Annotated in this window: 14 protein-coding genes; 6 read left to right on the top strand and 8 right to left on the bottom strand. The window is 72.7% G+C overall.

Annotated elements, in window-relative coordinates; all coding sequences use genetic code 11:
- Nucleotides 1-16 precede the first annotated feature (16 nt).
- The 3 genes from ABZ490_RS38105 to ABZ490_RS38095 all read right to left on the bottom strand — a co-directional run bounded on the left by ABZ490_RS38105 (nucleotide 17) and on the right by ABZ490_RS38095 (nucleotide 2431).
- The gene (locus tag ABZ490_RS38105; RefSeq protein WP_359001176.1) at nucleotides 17-157 is read right to left on the bottom strand and encodes a hypothetical protein; all 141 of its coding nucleotides are present in this window, start codon (nucleotides 155-157) and stop codon (nucleotides 17-19) included.
- Nucleotides 158-236: 79 nt separating this feature from the next.
- Nucleotides 237-371, bottom strand: coding sequence for a hypothetical protein (locus ABZ490_RS38100; protein WP_359001173.1), 135 nt, complete (start codon nucleotides 369-371; stop codon nucleotides 237-239).
- A 257-nt stretch (nucleotides 372-628) separates the two neighbouring features.
- Nucleotides 629-2431: a bifunctional metallophosphatase/5'-nucleotidase gene (locus ABZ490_RS38095; protein WP_359001170.1), complete on the bottom strand. Its 1803-nt coding sequence runs from the start codon at nucleotides 2429-2431 to the stop codon at nucleotides 629-631.
- Between the two features lie 157 nt (nucleotides 2432-2588).
- Between ABZ490_RS38095 and mshD the strand changes: the two genes are divergently transcribed.
- A complete protein-coding gene (gene mshD, locus ABZ490_RS38090; protein ID WP_359001167.1) occupies nucleotides 2589-3515 on the top strand; it encodes a mycothiol synthase in 927 nt (308 codons plus the stop codon).
- A 20-nt stretch (nucleotides 3516-3535) separates the two neighbouring features.
- On the opposite strand, the gene ABZ490_RS38085 is transcribed toward mshD, so the two are convergent.
- The 5 genes from ABZ490_RS38085 to ABZ490_RS38065 all read right to left on the bottom strand — a co-directional run bounded on the left by ABZ490_RS38085 (nucleotide 3536) and on the right by ABZ490_RS38065 (nucleotide 8314).
- Nucleotides 3536-4270: an ABC transporter gene (locus tag ABZ490_RS38085; protein ID WP_359001164.1), complete on the bottom strand. Its 735-nt coding sequence runs from the start codon at nucleotides 4268-4270 to the stop codon at nucleotides 3536-3538.
- Nucleotides 4258-5850 carry an ABC transporter permease gene (locus ABZ490_RS38080; protein WP_359001161.1) on the bottom strand — a complete coding sequence of 531 codons (1593 nt, stop codon included), beginning with the start codon at nucleotides 5848-5850 and terminating at the stop codon, nucleotides 4258-4260. The genes ABZ490_RS38085 and ABZ490_RS38080 overlap by 13 nt, the downstream gene beginning before the upstream one ends.
- Nucleotides 5847-6728 (bottom strand): ABC transporter ATP-binding protein, encoded by an 882-nt coding sequence (locus ABZ490_RS38075; protein ID WP_359001159.1) that lies wholly within the window; start codon nucleotides 6726-6728, stop codon nucleotides 5847-5849. Before ABZ490_RS38075 ends, ABZ490_RS38080 begins: the two co-directional genes overlap by 4 nt.
- Before the next feature lie 97 nt (nucleotides 6729-6825).
- Complete coding sequence (locus tag ABZ490_RS38070) at nucleotides 6826-7668, bottom strand: zf-HC2 domain-containing protein (protein ID WP_359001156.1); 843 nt, start codon at nucleotides 7666-7668, stop codon at nucleotides 6826-6828.
- Between the two features lie 103 nt (nucleotides 7669-7771).
- Complete coding sequence (locus ABZ490_RS38065; RefSeq protein WP_059203033.1) at nucleotides 7772-8314, bottom strand: RNA polymerase sigma factor; 543 nt, start codon at nucleotides 8312-8314, stop codon at nucleotides 7772-7774.
- Between the two features lie 253 nt (nucleotides 8315-8567).
- Here ABZ490_RS38065 and ABZ490_RS38060 point away from each other — a divergent pair, with 253 nt between their 5' ends.
- From ABZ490_RS38060 to ABZ490_RS38040, 5 genes are all read left to right on the top strand, one after another.
- On the top strand, nucleotides 8568-8990 hold the full coding sequence (locus tag ABZ490_RS38060; RefSeq protein ID WP_359001151.1) for a GntR family transcriptional regulator: 423 nt from the start codon (nucleotides 8568-8570) through the stop codon (nucleotides 8988-8990).
- Nucleotides 8987-9928, top strand: a complete 942-nt coding sequence (locus tag ABZ490_RS38055; protein ID WP_359001148.1) for an ABC transporter ATP-binding protein — start codon at nucleotides 8987-8989, stop codon at nucleotides 9926-9928. Before ABZ490_RS38060 ends, ABZ490_RS38055 begins: the two co-directional genes overlap by 4 nt.
- 73 nt (nucleotides 9929-10001) lie before the next feature.
- Nucleotides 10002-11003: a hypothetical protein gene (locus tag ABZ490_RS38050; protein ID WP_359001144.1), complete on the top strand. Its 1002-nt coding sequence runs from the start codon at nucleotides 10002-10004 to the stop codon at nucleotides 11001-11003.
- Nucleotides 11004-11286: 283 nt separating this feature from the next.
- On the top strand, nucleotides 11287-13521 hold the full coding sequence (locus ABZ490_RS38045; RefSeq protein ID WP_359001141.1) for an RNA degradosome polyphosphate kinase: 2235 nt from the start codon (nucleotides 11287-11289) through the stop codon (nucleotides 13519-13521).
- Nucleotides 13502-14677: a CHAD domain-containing protein gene (locus ABZ490_RS38040; RefSeq protein WP_359001138.1), complete on the top strand. Its 1176-nt coding sequence runs from the start codon at nucleotides 13502-13504 to the stop codon at nucleotides 14675-14677. Before ABZ490_RS38045 ends, ABZ490_RS38040 begins: the two co-directional genes overlap by 20 nt.
- Nucleotides 14678-14715 lie beyond the last annotated feature (38 nt).

Here is a 14715-nt window from a genome sequence, read left to right as displayed (position 1 = left end):
GCCTCGTGGCGTTCCGTCAGCCCTGGCGCGAGACCGGGCGGCGCTTCGGCGCGGGCTGGGCGGCGGTCTTCTTCTTCGCGGCGCCCTTGCAGTCCTTCTTCGCGTCCTTGGCGGTCTTGGAGGCCTTGGCGATCGGGGCGATCTTGTGGAAGCTCATGGGAATTACCTCTCGCTTTAACAGGTGCTGATTACGTGGTTTTTATTTGTCGCAGGTTTGCAACAGTTTCTGTTGCAACTCAGTTCTTATGGGAGACGGGGCGGCGCTGCTGAGCCGGCTTCGGCGCCTCCTTCTTCTTGGCGACGGGCTTCGGAGCAGGGGCGGCAGCGGTCTTGCGGGCCTTCTTGACCGGGGCGATCTTGTGGAAGCTCATGACGTTCTCCATTCGAGGTGTTCGCGATCTTCGCTTTTGCGTCGTTCGCTTTCGACATGGAAAACACTACGGGACGCCCGGAGCAGAAAAAGCCAATTCCGCTGAGACCTCAATGAATTACGGCTGAGACAAGTTTTCAGGCGGATACGGGAACCAATCCGGGACTCACACAGGTCTTAGAACACGAAGAGGCCGCCGCGTCGATGACGCGACGGCCTCGTTGAGCGATGAGCCGTGGGACGAGCCGTGGGCTACTGCTACTGCACGATCGTGATCCGGTTCGCCACCGGCGGGGCGATCGGGCTGGTCGCCGAGGAGTTGGCGGTCAGGTACTGCTCGAGGGCCGTGAGGTCGTCCGTGCCGACGAGGTCGCCCGTGCCCTGGCCGAGGGTGGTGAAGCCGTCGCCGCCGCCCGCGAGGAAGCTGTTGGTGGCGATGCGGTAGGTGGCCGACGGGTCGACGGCCGCGCCGTTCAGCCGGATGGAGTCGGTGACGACCCGGTCGGCGCCGCTCTTCGTCAGGTCCAGCGTGTACGTCAGGTTCGCGGACGGCTGGAGGATCTTCGGCGCGCTCGCGTTCGACCCGCTGACCTGCTCCTTGAGGACCTGGATCAGCTGGGCGCCGGTGAAGTCCTGGAGGTTCACGGTGTTGGAGAACGGCTGGACCGTGAAGCCCTCGGCGTACGTCACCACGCCGTCGCCCTCGCTGCCCTTGGCCGCGTAGGTGAGGCCGGCCCGCACGCCGCCCGGGTTCATCAGCGCGAGGTCGGTCTCGGGGTCGAGACCCTTGCCGTACGCCAGCTGCGCGTCCGCGATCAGGTCACCCATCGGGGACTCGGTGCCCGTGTTGGGCACGTCGGCCGAGATGTAGCCGATGGCGCGGTTGCCGATCGGGGCGGCGAGGGTGTTCCACTTGCTGATCAGCTCGGTCATGTCCGGCGCCTTGGCGACGGTCCGGGTGACCACGTGGTTCGCCGACTTCACGGACGTCCGCGCGATGTCACCGGTGAAGCGGTCGTACGTCAGCGTGGTGTCCGTGTACAGGCGGCCGAAGGACGCGGCCGAGGTGACCATGCGCGGGTTGCCCGCCGGGTCCGGGATCGTGCAGACGTACGCGGCGTGGGTGTGGCCCGTCACCAGCGCGTCCACCGACGGGGAGATGTTCTTCGCGATGTCCACGATCGGGCCGGAGATGCCGGCGCCGGCGCCCGAGGCGTCGCAGTTGTAGTTGTACGCGCCCGACGCCGGCTGTCCGCCCTCGTGGATCAGCGCGACGATCGACTTCACGCCCTGGCGCTGGAGCACCTTGGCGTACTTGTTGATCGTCTCGACCTCGTCCTTGAACTTCAGGCCCTTGACGCCCTCGGCGGAGACCACGCCCGGGGTGTCCTCCAGCGTCACCCCGATGAAGCCGATCTTGACGTCCTTCTTCTTCCACACCCAGTACGGCGCGAGGACCGGCTTGCCCGTCTTCTCGCTCAGCACGTTGGCCGCCAGGTACGGGAAGTCGGCGCCCTTGAACTTCTTGTCCGTGTAGCAGCCGGCCGTCGGGTGGCAGCCGCCGTACTGCAGCCGGGCCAGTTCCTTCGCGCCCTCGTCGAACTCGTGGTTGCCGACGGAGGTGACGTCCAGGTCCAGCTTGTTGAGCGCCTCGATGGTGGGCTCGTCGTGGAACAGGCCCGAGATCAGGGGGGAGGCGCCGACCATGTCGCCGCCGGCCGCGGTGATGGAGTACGCGTTGTTCTTGCGGGCCTCGCGCAGATGCGTGGCGAGGTACTCGACACCACCCGCGTCGATGGTCTTCGTCGTGCCGTCCGCCTGAAGCTCCGTCACCCGGCCGGACGAGCCCGACGGCGGTTCCAGGTTGCCGTGCAGATCGTTGAACGACAGCAGCTGCACGTCCTGGTAACGGCTCGGCAGCGGCTTGCCGTGGTGCGCGTCATGGGCGTCCGCCGGAAGAGCCGCGGCCAGCGCACCCGTGGTGGCGAGCGTGGCGGCGGCCGCGAGCAGTCGGTACGTACGACGTCTGCGGCCCGGGTCCGGCTGGGAAGTGGCTGGCATGCGCCCCCCTGTGAATCGGCTGAGGTAGGTGGCCCCGTCCGGCGCAGCCTAAGGTCAACGCGCGTAGCGCGACAGGGGGTTCCGGGTTACATCCTGGTTTCCCTTTGCCCTCCCCTTTGCCCCCACTTTGCGGCGCCCTCCCCTTACCCTCGTACGCATGACCAGCGACGACATCGCACGGCCCCACGGCTCCCGATCCATCGAGACCCTCATCGCGCTCTCCCCCGAACAGACCGATGCCGTCCTCGACCTGCTCGCGGAGGCCCTCCGCACGGACGGGCAGCAGGCGGTGTCCGAGCAGGGCCGGCTGCAACTGCGTGGCGGTCCCCGCGAAGGCGTCTCCCATCTGGTCCTCACCGTCGGCGGTGAACTCGTCGGCTACGCCCAGCTGGAGGACACCGACCCGATCGAGGCGCCGGCCGCCGAACTGGTCGTCCACCCCTCCCACCGCGGCCACGGTCATGGCCGCGCCCTCGGCGCGGCCCTGCTCGCCGCCTCCGGCAAGCGGCTGCGGGTGTGGGCCCACGGCGGCCACTCCGCCGCCCGCCATCTCGCCCAGGTCCTCGGGCTGACCCTGTTCCGCGAACTGCGCCAGCTGCGGCGGCCGTTGACCGACCTCTCGCTGCCCGACCCGGTGCTGCCCGAGGGAGTCACCGTGCGCACCTTCGAGCCGGGCCGGGACGACGCGGCCTGGCTCGCCGTCAACTCCGCGTCCTTCGCCCACCACCCCGAGCAGGGATCCCTGGTGCAGCGCGACCTCGACGACCGCAAGGCCCAGCCCTGGTTCGACCCCGCCGGCTTCTTCCTCGCCTTCCGCGGCGAGGAACTCATCGGCTTCCACTGGACCAAGGTCCACGCCGAGGAGCAGCTCGGCGAGGTGTACGTCCTCGGCGTGGCCCCCGGCGCCCAGGGCGGCGGTCTCGGCAAGTCCCTCACCACGATCGGCCTGCGCCACCTCGCGAATCAGGGACTCCCCACGGCGATGCTCTACGTCGACGCCGACAACAAGGCGGCGGTGGCGGTGTACGAGGGCCTGGGCTTCACCACCCACGAGACGGACCTGATGTACCGGACGGAGACGTGAGCTCCCCGCGGGACCGGTGATCACCGCCTGAGCGTCCTTCCCGGGCCGAGGGGTTCCCGGGTCCACAGGGCGCATATCGTCAGCGTCACTCCCAGGACCGCCGCCCAGCGCAGTTGCGTCGGCTCCCACCAGGGGTCGGACGGTGTGGCCAGCAGGCCCCAGCGGTTGGGGGTCAGGAGGGCCACCGCCGATGCCGTGAGCAGGTAGGTCGCCGTTCTCCTGCCCACCTCGGGGGAGTCCGAGAACCGGACGGCGAGCGTGGCGAGGGCCAGGGCGGCCGCGGTCGTCGCCGCCGCCTGGAGGGTGACCGGGAGGAGCGGGGGGCGGGTCGGTGACGGGACCAGGAGGAGGGCCGCCGTCCACCACAGGGCGGTCAGCGGAAGCACCATCGCCAGACGCAGGACCGTCCGCAGCGGGCGGGCGACCGGGGTGGTCGCGCTGGTGTTGCGGGCCGGGTCGTCCAGGAGGAAGGCCAGGCCCAGGGCGCCGGAGAGCGCCGTGAGACGCAGGACGAACAGGCCCTGCTCGGTGCCCGGGGCGTGGTCGGGCAGGCGGGTGCTCGCCGCGAACAGCAGCCCCACCGCGCCGGCGATCGTCAGGGCCCGCCGGGGCAGGGTGCGCCAGACCGGCACCAGCAGCGGGCGCAGCAGGGCCGCCGCGTCTCTCCTCCCGTCCGCCGTCGCCGTGGCGGCCTCCATCCCCCGGGCCTCCGCTCCGTTGTCGTTCACTCCCCCGGGCTCCTCTACTCCTCGCATGTGCTCGGCTCCTTCGGTACCGGGACGCCCAGCAGCTTCGCGGCCTGGGCCGTCGTCGTCGACGCGGACGTCAGCTCCGTCCAGTGGGTCTTGACCCGTTCGGTGATCTCGGCCCGCGGCCGGTCCAGGAGCTCCCGGACGACCTTCGTCTGATCCGCCCCCAGGGAGAACCCGCTGGTGGGGGCGAGGATCACCGCGGACCCCTGGTCGCTGTCGTCCAGCCGGACATCACGGAAGGTGTCGAGCGGGGTGGGGTCGGCGCCCAGGGCCAGCCACATGATCGTCACCGCGCGGGCGTCACCGCAGAGTTGCCCGCTCGTCACCTCCTCCCTGGCCCCCACGAGGACGGAGGCGACGCCGACCGCGAACTCGGGGACGCGGTTGCCGCCCCAGTGCGTGCCGACCGTGACCTCGCCGGGCGTGGACAGGGCGGTGAGGGAGGTGTCCTGCTCCACCCCGCTGGTGGCGTCGATGCGCTGGCGGATCGTCAGGTGTTCCGTCGCGGCCGGGCCGCCCGCCAGGGACCGCACCCGCCGGACCACACCGGCCCAGTCGTCCCGTACGCCGTTCCACTCGGGGAAGGAGCAGTACGTCGAGCCGTCGTACTTGGTGCAGGACTGCACCTTCAGCGGGTTCTCGGACGCCACCTTGCGGGCCGTCTCCAGAGCGGCCGTGTCCCGGGGCACCTGCCCGATCACCCCGGCCACGGTGGTCGCCAGGGCGAGAGCCGTGGCCGCCTTGACGGCGCGGGTGCGGCCGCCGGCCAGGAGCAGGGCCGTGCAGGCCACCATGGCGCACAGACCGAGCAGGTAGAGCGCGTGCCAGGCGGCGGGGCGGCCCAGCAGGTCGGAGGGGACCGGGTCGCCGCTGGGCAGGGAGTCCAGCGTCACCGGGCTGAGCCACTGCCAGGCCCAGCCCTTGCCCTGGCCGGCGAGGTCGGCGGCGACCACCAGGGCCAGATAGAAGACGATGACGAACAGGAGGGGCGCGAAGGACAGGGGCAGCAGACGGGCCAGCAGCACCCCCACGACCCCGGCCAGCAGGACCGTCAGCGGCCCCACCGCGAGTTCGCCGAGCGAACCGTGGCCGATCGCGCCCGGCTTGAGCGCCTCCCGGGTGTACTGCGCGAGGGCGAGAAGCGCGGTCAGCGCCGCGAAGGGCACCACGGACAGGATGTGCGCGAGGGTGCGCCGCCACGGGTCCATGGCCAGGACGTCGAGCTGGTGCACCGTGCCGTGCTTCCGGGAGCGCAGCGCGGCCGCGTTCGCGCAGACGAGCACGGCGAGCGCGAACAGCGGGGACACCGCCTGGGTCTGCCGGTCCACCATGTTGAGGATCGGGTAGTCGTCCATGCCCTCCTGCCGCACCATCTGCACGATGACGAGGACCAGGCAGAGGGCGAAGAAGAAGAGGATCTGGACCTGCGTCAGCAGCTCGCGCGTCTCGAAGCGGGCCAGGGCGAGGATCGCGCGGAAGCGGGGGCGCTCGCCGGGCTGCCCGGAGCCGGTGGGGGGCGCCTCGTCGAGCGGCGCGGCCGGGGGGCCGGCCGGGGTGACCGGGGCAGCGGGGGTGGGGCTCATGCCGTCACCTCCGCGCTCTCGCCGTCCAGGGCCAGCAGATAGCCGTCCTCCAGGGTGGGTTCGAGCAGATCGGCGCCGGCGGGCGGTTCGCCGATGTTGCGGAAGGTGCCGGTCCCGGTGCGCCAGCCCGCCAGCGCGCCCGGGGCGCGCTCCGCGCTGCTCCAGACCCGGCCCGCCGCGCGGGCGGTCAGCTCGGCGGGGGTGCCCTCGAAGCGGACCCGGCCACCGGCGAGGACGACGACGCGGTGGCAGAGCATCGCCACGTCCTCGGTCTGGTGGGTGGACAGCAGGACCGTGCGGCTCTCGCCGGCCTGGGCGATCAGATCCCGGAAGCGCATGCGCTGCTCGGGGTCCAGGCCGACGGTCGGCTCGTCCAGGACGAGGAGGCCGGGGTCGCCGACCAGCGCGGCGGCCAGGGCGACCCGCTGGCGCATCCCGCCGGAGAGCCGCTTGAGCCGCTTGCCGCGCACATCGGAGAGGTCGACGGCGTCCAGGACGCGACGCACCTCGCGGTGCCGGGCCGCCCGCTCGGTCAGTTCCTTGAGGATCGCCACGTAGTCGACGAACTCGAAGGCCGTGAAGTCCGGGTGGAAGCCGGGGGTCTGGGGCAGATAGCCGAGCTCGCGGCGCAGGGCGAGGCGGCCGGCGGAGGTGCGGGGGTCATGGCCGAGGGCGGTGAACCGGCCCTCGTCGGCCGGCACGGCCGTGGCCAGCACCCGCAGCAGGGTGGTCTTGCCGGCGCCGTTGGGCCCGAGCAGCCCGGTGACACCGCGCGTCAGCCGGAGGGAGACGCCGTCGAGGGCACGGGTGCCGCCGAACCGCAGGGCCAGCCCGTCGGCCAGCAGTGTGCTGGGCTCGCTGAGGGGGTCGATGGTCACGCGGGGCTCCTGAAAGTCCTGGAAGAGCTGGAAGAGGGGGAAGAGGGGGAAGAGGGGGAAGAGGGGGAAGAGGACGGGGCGACGGGGCGGGCCGGGCTCATGCCGGGCCCCCGTTCGCGAAGCCGTGCAGCGGGCGGGCGTCGAAGCGGTCCCGGGCCTGGTAGAGCAGCAGGGCGGCGACGACCGTCAACCCCGCGGCGGCGGACTGGCCGGCCGCGGTGAAGGGCGCGAGGGTGCCGGCGGTGTGCGGCTGGCTCTGCAGCACGGCCAGCAGGGTCAGCCAGGCGCCGCCGACCAGGGCGGGCGCGAGGACCGGGCCCAGCCGGGCGGAGAGGGCGAGGCCCGTGGTGGTGAGGGCGAGGGCGGGCAGCAGCCAGGCCAGGGCCATCAGTCCGTACCCCGGCAGGGCGAGGGTCGCCAGTCCGTTGAGCGCGAGGCCCGCGGTGAGGACCGCGACCGTGCGGATCATCAGCAGCCGGAAGCCGTGCAGCGGGGCGACGACGGCCATCTCGTAGGTCGGGTCGAGGCCGGGGCCGTAGGACAGCGCGACACCGGCCAGCGGGAGCAGCGGGGCGAGTGCGAGGAACAGCGTGGGCAGGTCCGCGACGCGCACCGCCAGCACCGTCATGACCAGCAGGAACAGCACCGACAGCAGCCAGGAGCGGCGCAGTACCGGCGTCGCCGTCAGCAGCCGCGCGGTGTGGTCGGCCACGCCGATCCGCACCAGGAGCCGCTCCGTCAGGCTCGGCCGGGGCGCGTCCAGTTCGGCGTCCAGCCGCTCCCAGGCGGTGTCCAGCGCCACGGGGTCCGTGGCGGCCGCGAGCCGGGCCCGGCACTCCGCGCACCGGGTGAGGTGCGTGTCGGTGGACCAGAGCAGGGGTGGCGCCAACTCGCCGAGGGCGTAGGCCCGCAGATCGTCCTCCGCCACATGCCATGTCATGCCTGTGCCTCCCTCGGTCATGCCTGTGCCTCCCTCGGCTGGTGCCGGCCGGCACCGTCGTCCGAGCGGTCGTACGAGTCGTCGTGCGAGCCCGCGATCCGCGTCATGCCAGCGCCTCCCGCAATTGCTTGCGGGCGCGCAGGGCCCGCGTCTTGACCGTGCCGGGCGGGATGCCGAGCAGGACCGCGGCCTCCCTGGTGGTGAGCCCGTCGATGACGGTCGCCTGGAGGACGGCCCGCAGCTCCGGCGAGAGGCGGGTGAGGGCCCCGGCGAGGTCCCCGTGCTCCACCCCCGCGAGCACGCGTTCCTCCGCCGAGACCTCGTCCCGGTGGCGCAGGCGCGACAGGGCCTGCCGCAGGCGGCCGCGCGCGCCGTCGCCGCGCAGGGCGTCGACCAGCCGGCGCGCGGCGATGCGCCACAGCCAGCCCGCCACGTCGCCCTCCTCGCGATAGCGGGCGCTGCCCCGCCACACCGCGAGGAACGTCTCCTGCACGACGTCGTCGACTATCCCGGCGTCGGCGCAGCGGCCGCGCATCCGCGCGGTCAGCCACGGCGCGAACCGCCGGTACAGCTCCTCGAAGGCGTGACGGTCCGCGTCTGCCGCGATGGCCCGCAGCAGCTCCCCGTCGCTTCTCGTTTCGCTCACAACCCCTCATCGGTCCGGCCCCGCCGTTCGGTTCACGATCCGGCCCACGAATTTTTATCGCGCCGTACCGCCCCGGATCCCACCGCCTCCACCTGGCCTTTCGTCCCGATCCCCGGTCCGGATCGGGGCAGTTGGGACTCCGGCGGGAGCGTCCCGATCCGGCCGGCGGCCTTCTCGATCTTGACTTCCTTCCACTCCCTCCATCACCCTTTCACTACTCAATTAGTGAAAGTAGGCAAGGGGGTTGATCCGCGTGGTCGAGTACCGCATCGACCGGCACAGCGGCGTGGCCACCTACGTCCAGATCGTCCAGCAGACCAAACAGGCCCTGCGGCTGGGCGTGTTGCGGCCCGGGGACAAGCTGCCCACCGCCCGCGAGGTCGTCGAGGCGACCGCCATCAACCCGAACACCGTGCTGAAGGCGTACCGCGAGCTGGAGCGCGAGGGGCTGGTGGAGGCGCGGCGCGGGCTCGGCACCTTCGTGCGGCGCGGTCTGAGCACCGCCCCGGCCGACTCGCCCCTGCGCAGCGAGCTGGACGCCTGGGCCGTACGGGCCCGGGACACCGGCCTGGACCGCGAGGACGTGGCCGCGCTCTTCACCGCCGTACTCGAGGAACACTTCGCCCCGCCGCCCGCTCACTCGGAGCCCGCACACCCCCAGGGAGACCCCTCATGACCGATCTCGCCATGGCGGCCACCGCGCTCGGCAAGCGATTCGGCCGGCGCGGGGGCTGGGCGCTGCGGAACTGCGCGTTCCGGCTCCCCGCCGGGCGGGTCTGCGCCGTCGTCGGACCGAACGGGGCCGGGAAGTCCACGCTCCTCGCCCTCGCCGCCGGGCTGCTGGCCCCCACCGAGGGCACCGTCACCGTCCTCGGCACCGACCCCGCGTCCGCACGCGCGCGTGTCGGCTACGTCGCCCAGGACAAGCCGCTGCACCCCCAGCTCACGATCGCCGAGACGCTGCGCATGGGCGCCCACCTGAACCCGGGCCGCTGGGAGGCCGCGGCCGCCGAGCGGATCGTCGCCGCGGGAGAGCTCGACCCCCGACGGAAGATCCGCGCGCTCTCCGGCGGCCAGCGCACCCGGGTCGCCCTCGCGCTCGCCCTCGCCAAGCGGCCCGAGCTGCTGCTCCTGGACGAGCCGATGGCCGACCTGGACCCGCTCGCCCGGCACGAGCTGATGGGCACCCTCATGTCCCAGGCGGCACAGCACGGGACGACGATCGTGATGTCGTCGCACGTGGTCGCCGAGCTGGAGGACTCCTGCGACCATCTGCTGCTCGTCGGCGGCGGCCGGGTCCGGCTGGCCGGGGAGATCGACGACCTGCTGGCCGCCCACACGCGCGTGAGCGCGACGGCGCAGACCACCGAGGGGACGGCGGATGCGGCGGGAGCGGCAGAGGCGGTCGCCGGGCTGCCCGGCCTCTCCGCGCACACGGTCGTGGAGTCCCGGGTCACCGGCCGCCAGGTCACCGCGCTGATCCGCCCCGCCGGCCGCCTCGCCGACGACTGGCGCACCTCGGCGCCTTCCCTGGAGGAACTCGTCCTCGCCTATCTGCGCAACCCCGAGGCCGCCTCCCTCACCCCCGCCGCTCCCGAGGAGGCCCTGGCATGAGCACCCCGCCCGGTCACCCCACCGCCCCCTTCCTGCCCGTCCACTCCCCTCTCCCCGCTCAGGAGGCAGCCGTATGACCGCCGTCGCCCACCCGCGAACCGGCGCCCCGCAGCCCGCCGCCGAGGCCGTGCCCCCGGGCGCCTCCTGGGGCACCGTCCGTACCGTGCTGCGACTGCACCGCACCGCGCTCGTCGTCTGGACGCTCGTCGTCGTGGGCCTGGGCGGCTGCCTGGTGTGGCTCGGCGCGGTCACCGCCGACGACGAGCGCGCCACGGTGGAGGCCTGCGACCGCGCGGGCCAGGACTTCTGCGACATGACGACATCGTTCTTCTCGAGTGGCATGGACCTGATCGGCTTGGTCCTCAGCTACTCCTTCCTCGTGGTGGCCGCCTTCGCCGGCGGCTCGCTGATCGGCCGCGAGATGGAGAACGGCACGGCACACCTCGCGTGGACCCAGGGCATCAGCCCCGTCCGCTGGCTCACCGCCAAGCTCGCCGTCCCCGCGCTGGTCCTGACCACGGGAACCACCGCCCTGGTCCTCCTCTACCGCTGGGCCTGGTACGGCAACCAGGACCTCCTCGCCTACGACTGGATGGGCAACGCGTTCACCGCCCGCGGTCCCGCGGCCCTCGCCTACGTCCTCTGCGCCCTCGCCGTCGGCGCGCTCGCCGGGATGCTGCTGCGCCGCCCGCTGCCCGCCCTCGCCGTCGCCACCGCCACGACCTGGGCGCTCTCCCTCGTCCTGTCGCTGTACCGCGCCCGCCTGTGGCCCCCGGTGACCAGCACCTCGACAACGAAGGGCTTCCCCTACATCCCGGACGCCGCGTGGCAGGTGGAGAACGGCGCGCTGATCCACGGCCGGCAGGTCGCGAACTTCGCGTCCTGGGAGTGCGACGGCAGCGCCGCCGAGATGCGGCACTGCGTCGACGACCTCGGTCTCACCGGCTACTACGCCTCCTACCACCCCGAATCCCACTACTGGCCGATCGAGCTCCTGGAGACCGGGATCATCCTCGCCGTCACCGCCCTCGCCACCGTCGCCGTCCACCGGCTGGTCCGCCGCCGCACGGCCTGAACCGGCGGCGGCCGGGCCAGGCCAGGGGTGCGTACGTCCCTCCGCGGGGGAGACGGCCGTACGCACCCCGGCACCGACGCCCGCGAGCCGCCCCCCGATATCCCGCACGCCATGTCTCCGTAACCACCGGTTAAGACGACCTTGCGAGGCTCGGCGAATGAAGCCCGCCGTGCCCGAGGCCTCGCCGCCCCCCGAGGGGAACGACCCCGACGGGCAGCCCGTCATGCTCCCGCCTGCACGTTCTGACGCGCCCGTATCGCTGCTGGCGCGGAAGAATGGGTACATGAGCCAGTCACACGTCCCTCAGGCCGATGTCCAGCACGCGCAGCCCTCCGTGGGCTCCATAGCCGCGCACCGCCCGCACACCGTCGCGGCCGCGGTCTCCGATCTGGAACCCGACATCGACGCGGACCTCGACGCGTACGAGGAATCGCAGGCCGACGGGGTGAAGCTCCCGCAGGGCCGCTTCCTCGACCGGGAGCGCAGCTGGCTCGCGTTCAACGAGCGGGTGCTCGAACTCGCCGAGGACCCGAACACCCCGCTGCTCGAACGAGCGAACTTCCTCGCCATCTTCGCGAGCAACCTGGACGAGTTCTTCATGGTCCGGGTGGCCGGATTGAAGCGCCGCATCGCGACCGGCGTCGCCACCCGTTCCGCCTCCGGGCTCCAGCCCCGCGAGGTGCTGGAGATGATCTGGGCCCGCTCGCGCGAGCTCATGGCCCGGCACGCCGCGACCTACCACGAGGACATCGCCCCCGCGCTCGCGGAGGAGGGCATCCACCTCGTCCGCTGGAACGAGCTGACCGAGAAGGAACAGGCCCGCCTGTTCACCCTCTTCCGGCACCAGATCTTCCCGGTCCTCACCCCGCTGGCCGTCGACCCCGCACACCCCTTCCCGTACATCTCGGGCCTCTCACTGAACCTCGCGGTCGTCGTCCGCAACCCGGTGAGCGGTCACGACCACTTCGCGCGCGTCAAGGTGCCGCCGCTGCTCTCCCGCTTCCTGGAGGCCTCCCCGGGCCGGTACGTCCCCATCGAGGACGTCATCGGCGCCCACCTGGAGGAGCTGTTCCCCGGCATGGAGGTGCTGGAGCACCACGCCTTCCGGCTCACCCGCAACGAGGACCTCGAGGTCGAGGAGGACGACGCCGAGAACCTGCTCCAGGCCCTGGAGAAGGAGCTCATGCGGCGCCGCTTCGGCCCGCCGGTGCGCCTGGAGGTCGAGGAGTCCATCGACCGCAAGGTGCTCGACCTGCTCGTGCGCGAGCTGAAGATCTCCGAGGCGGAGGTCTACCCGCTGCCCGGCCCGCTCGACCTCACCGGTCTCTTCCGCATCCACGGCCTCGACCGGCCCGAGCTGAAGTACAAGAAGTTCATCGCCGGCACGCACCGCGACCTCGCCGAGGTGGAGTCCGCCTCCCCGCCGGACATCTTCGGCGCGCTGCGCAGCCGCGACGTACTGCTGCACCACCCGTACGACAGCTTCTCCACCTCCGTCCAGGCCTTCCTGGAGCAGGCGGCCGCCGACCCGGACGTCCTCGCGATCAAGCAGACCCTGTACCGGACCTCCGGCGACTCGCCGATAGTCGACGCGCTGATCGACGCGGCCGAGTCCGGCAAGCAGGTCCTCGTGCTGGTCGAGATCAAGGCCCGCTTCGACGAGCACGCCAACATCAAGTGGGCGCGCAAGCTGGAGGAGGCCGGCTGCCATGTCGTCTACGGCCTCGTCGGTCTGAAGACGCACTGCAAGCTGTCCCTGGTGGTCCGTCAGGAGGGCGAGACGCTCCGGCGCTACAGCCACGTCGGCACCGGCAACTACCACCCGAAGACGGCCCGGCTCTACGAGGACCTCGGGCTGCTCACCGCGGACCCGCAGGTCGGCGCGGACCTCTCCGACCTGTTCAACCGGCTCTCCGGCTACTCGCGCCGCGAGACCTACCGCCGTCTCCTCGTCGCCCCCAAGTCGCTGCGGGACGGCCTGATCTCCCGGGTGGAGAAGGAGATCCAGCACCACCGCGCGGGGCGTCCGGCGTACGTCCGCATCAAGGTCAACTCGATCGTCGACGAGGCCCTGATCGACTCCCTCTACCGGGCCTCCCAGGCGGGCGTGCCCGTCGACGTCTGGGTGCGCGGCATCTGCGCGATCCGCCCGGGCGTGCCCGGCCTGTCGGAGAACGTCAAGGTCCGCTCGATACTCGGCCGCTTCCTGGAGCACTCCCGGGTCTTCTCCTTCGGCAACGGCGGCGAGCCCGAGGTGTGGTTCGGCAGCGCCGACATGATGCACCGCAATCTCGACCGCCGTATCGAGGCCATGGTCAGGGTCGTGGACCCGGCCCACCGGGCCGCCCTGAACCGGCTGCTGGAGACCGGCATGTCCGACGCCACCTCCTCCTGGCATCTCGGCCCGGACGGCGAGTGGATCCGGCACGCGACCGACCCGGACGGCCAGCCCCTGCGCAACGTCCAGGAGATGCTCATAGACGCCCGGAGGCGCCGGCGTGGCACAGCAACACCATGACCTGACGGACCCCGCGGCCGGGCCCGGTGTCGTCGCCGGGCCCGTGACCGGGGACGCCCTGGCGGGCTATCTGCGGGCCCAGGCCACGGACTTCCTCCGCGCGCTGCGGCTGCACCGGGAGACGGGCGGCGTTACGGCGGCGGGCGGGGCCTCGGCCGCCGGCCCCGCCGGTGCGCCGGGCGGCACGGAGGACGCCGTCGACGCGGCGCGCGCCCTGCGCCGCACGGCCCGCCGCATCAGCGGCAGCCTGCACACCTTCCGCCCGCTCCTCGACCCCGAGTGGTCGGAGCAGATCCGCCCGGAGCTGGCCTGGCTCTCGGGCACGCTGGCCCTTGAACACGCGTACGAGGCCCGCCTGGAGCGCCTGCTGCTCGCCCTGCACCGCCTGTCGGGCTCCACGCCGGTCCCCGCCCAGACACCGGGGACCGGCGGAACCCGCGCGGCGGCGGGCGGCCGTGGCGCCGCGGCACCCGTCGCCCAGCGGGCGGCAGCCGTCCAGGGCGGCACCCGCACCGCGGCGACCCCCGACCGCGGCAACCTCACGGTCGGCGCCGCGAAGGCCGGCGCCCTGCTGGACCGCCAGCTCACCCTCGCCCGTACCCGAGCCCACAGCACCGCCCTCCAGGCCCTCGGCTCCTCCCGCTTCCACGCGGTCGCCGACCAGGTCGCGCTCCTCGCCAGCGAGGTCCGGCTCACCCCGGCCGCCCCCGGCACCGACCTGCACCCCCTGGCCGCGGCGGCCGAGGAGCGCCTCGCGGACGCCGTCGCCACCCTCCCCCTCCTCACCGCGGGCAGCCCCTACAACGCGGAGGCCCTGATCCACGGCCTCTCCCCCGATCCGGCCCCGCATCCGCAGGACGCCCCCTGGCACCAGGTCCGGCTGCTGCTGCGGCTGCACCGCTACGCGCGCGAGGTCCTGGACGGCCCCGGAGCGCCCCTGGACATGCGGCTGCTGACCGCGGGCCAGGCCCTCGACCGGCACCGGGACGCCTCGGAGGCGGCGGCCGCCGCGGCCCAGGCGGCCCGGACGCCCCGGATCGCGCCGGCCACCGCGTACGCGCTCGGCGTGCTGCACGCGGACCAGCGGCACGAGGTGGAGGCGGCGCGGTACGCGTTCCAGCACTGCTGGCAGAAGCAGACCGCCGGCCGGACCTGAGACGCCGCCCGCGCGGCGGGGCGCACCGGGCGGACACC

Source organism: Streptomyces sp. NPDC005811, from assembly GCF_040630405.1.
Classification (GTDB): domain Bacteria; phylum Actinomycetota; class Actinomycetes; order Streptomycetales; family Streptomycetaceae; genus Streptomyces.
The sequence above is the reverse complement of the archived record's forward strand: the minus strand, read 5'-3'. Positions and strand labels throughout refer to the sequence as shown.

Bases quoted from the DNA above. Each gene is read 5' to 3' on its own strand.
- ABZ490_RS38105 (WP_359001176.1), bottom strand. From the start codon at position 157: ATGAGCTTCCACAAGATCGCCCCGATCGCCAAGGCCTCCAAGACCGCC.
- ABZ490_RS38100 (WP_359001173.1), bottom strand. From the start codon at position 371: ATGAGCTTCCACAAGATCGCCCCGGTCAAGAAGGCCCGCAAGACCGCT.
- ABZ490_RS38095 (WP_359001170.1), bottom strand. From the start codon at position 2,431: ATGCCAGCCACTTCCCAGCCGGACCCGGGCCGCAGACGTCGTACGTAC.
- mshD (WP_359001167.1), top strand. From the start codon at position 2,589: ATGACCAGCGACGACATCGCACGGCCCCACGGCTCCCGATCCATCGAG.
- ABZ490_RS38085 (WP_359001164.1), bottom strand. From the start codon at position 4,270: ATGCGAGGAGTAGAGGAGCCCGGGGGAGTGAACGACAACGGAGCGGAG.
- ABZ490_RS38080 (WP_359001161.1), bottom strand. From the start codon at position 5,850: ATGAGCCCCACCCCCGCTGCCCCGGTCACCCCGGCCGGCCCCCCGGCC.
- ABZ490_RS38070 (WP_359001156.1), bottom strand. From the start codon at position 7,668: ATGACATGGCATGTGGCGGAGGACGATCTGCGGGCCTACGCCCTCGGC.
- ABZ490_RS38055 (WP_359001148.1), top strand. From the start codon at position 8,987: ATGACCGATCTCGCCATGGCGGCCACCGCGCTCGGCAAGCGATTCGGC.
- ABZ490_RS38050 (WP_359001144.1), top strand. From the start codon at position 10,002: ATGACCGCCGTCGCCCACCCGCGAACCGGCGCCCCGCAGCCCGCCGCC.
- ABZ490_RS38045 (WP_359001141.1), top strand. From the start codon at position 11,287: ATGAGCCAGTCACACGTCCCTCAGGCCGATGTCCAGCACGCGCAGCCC.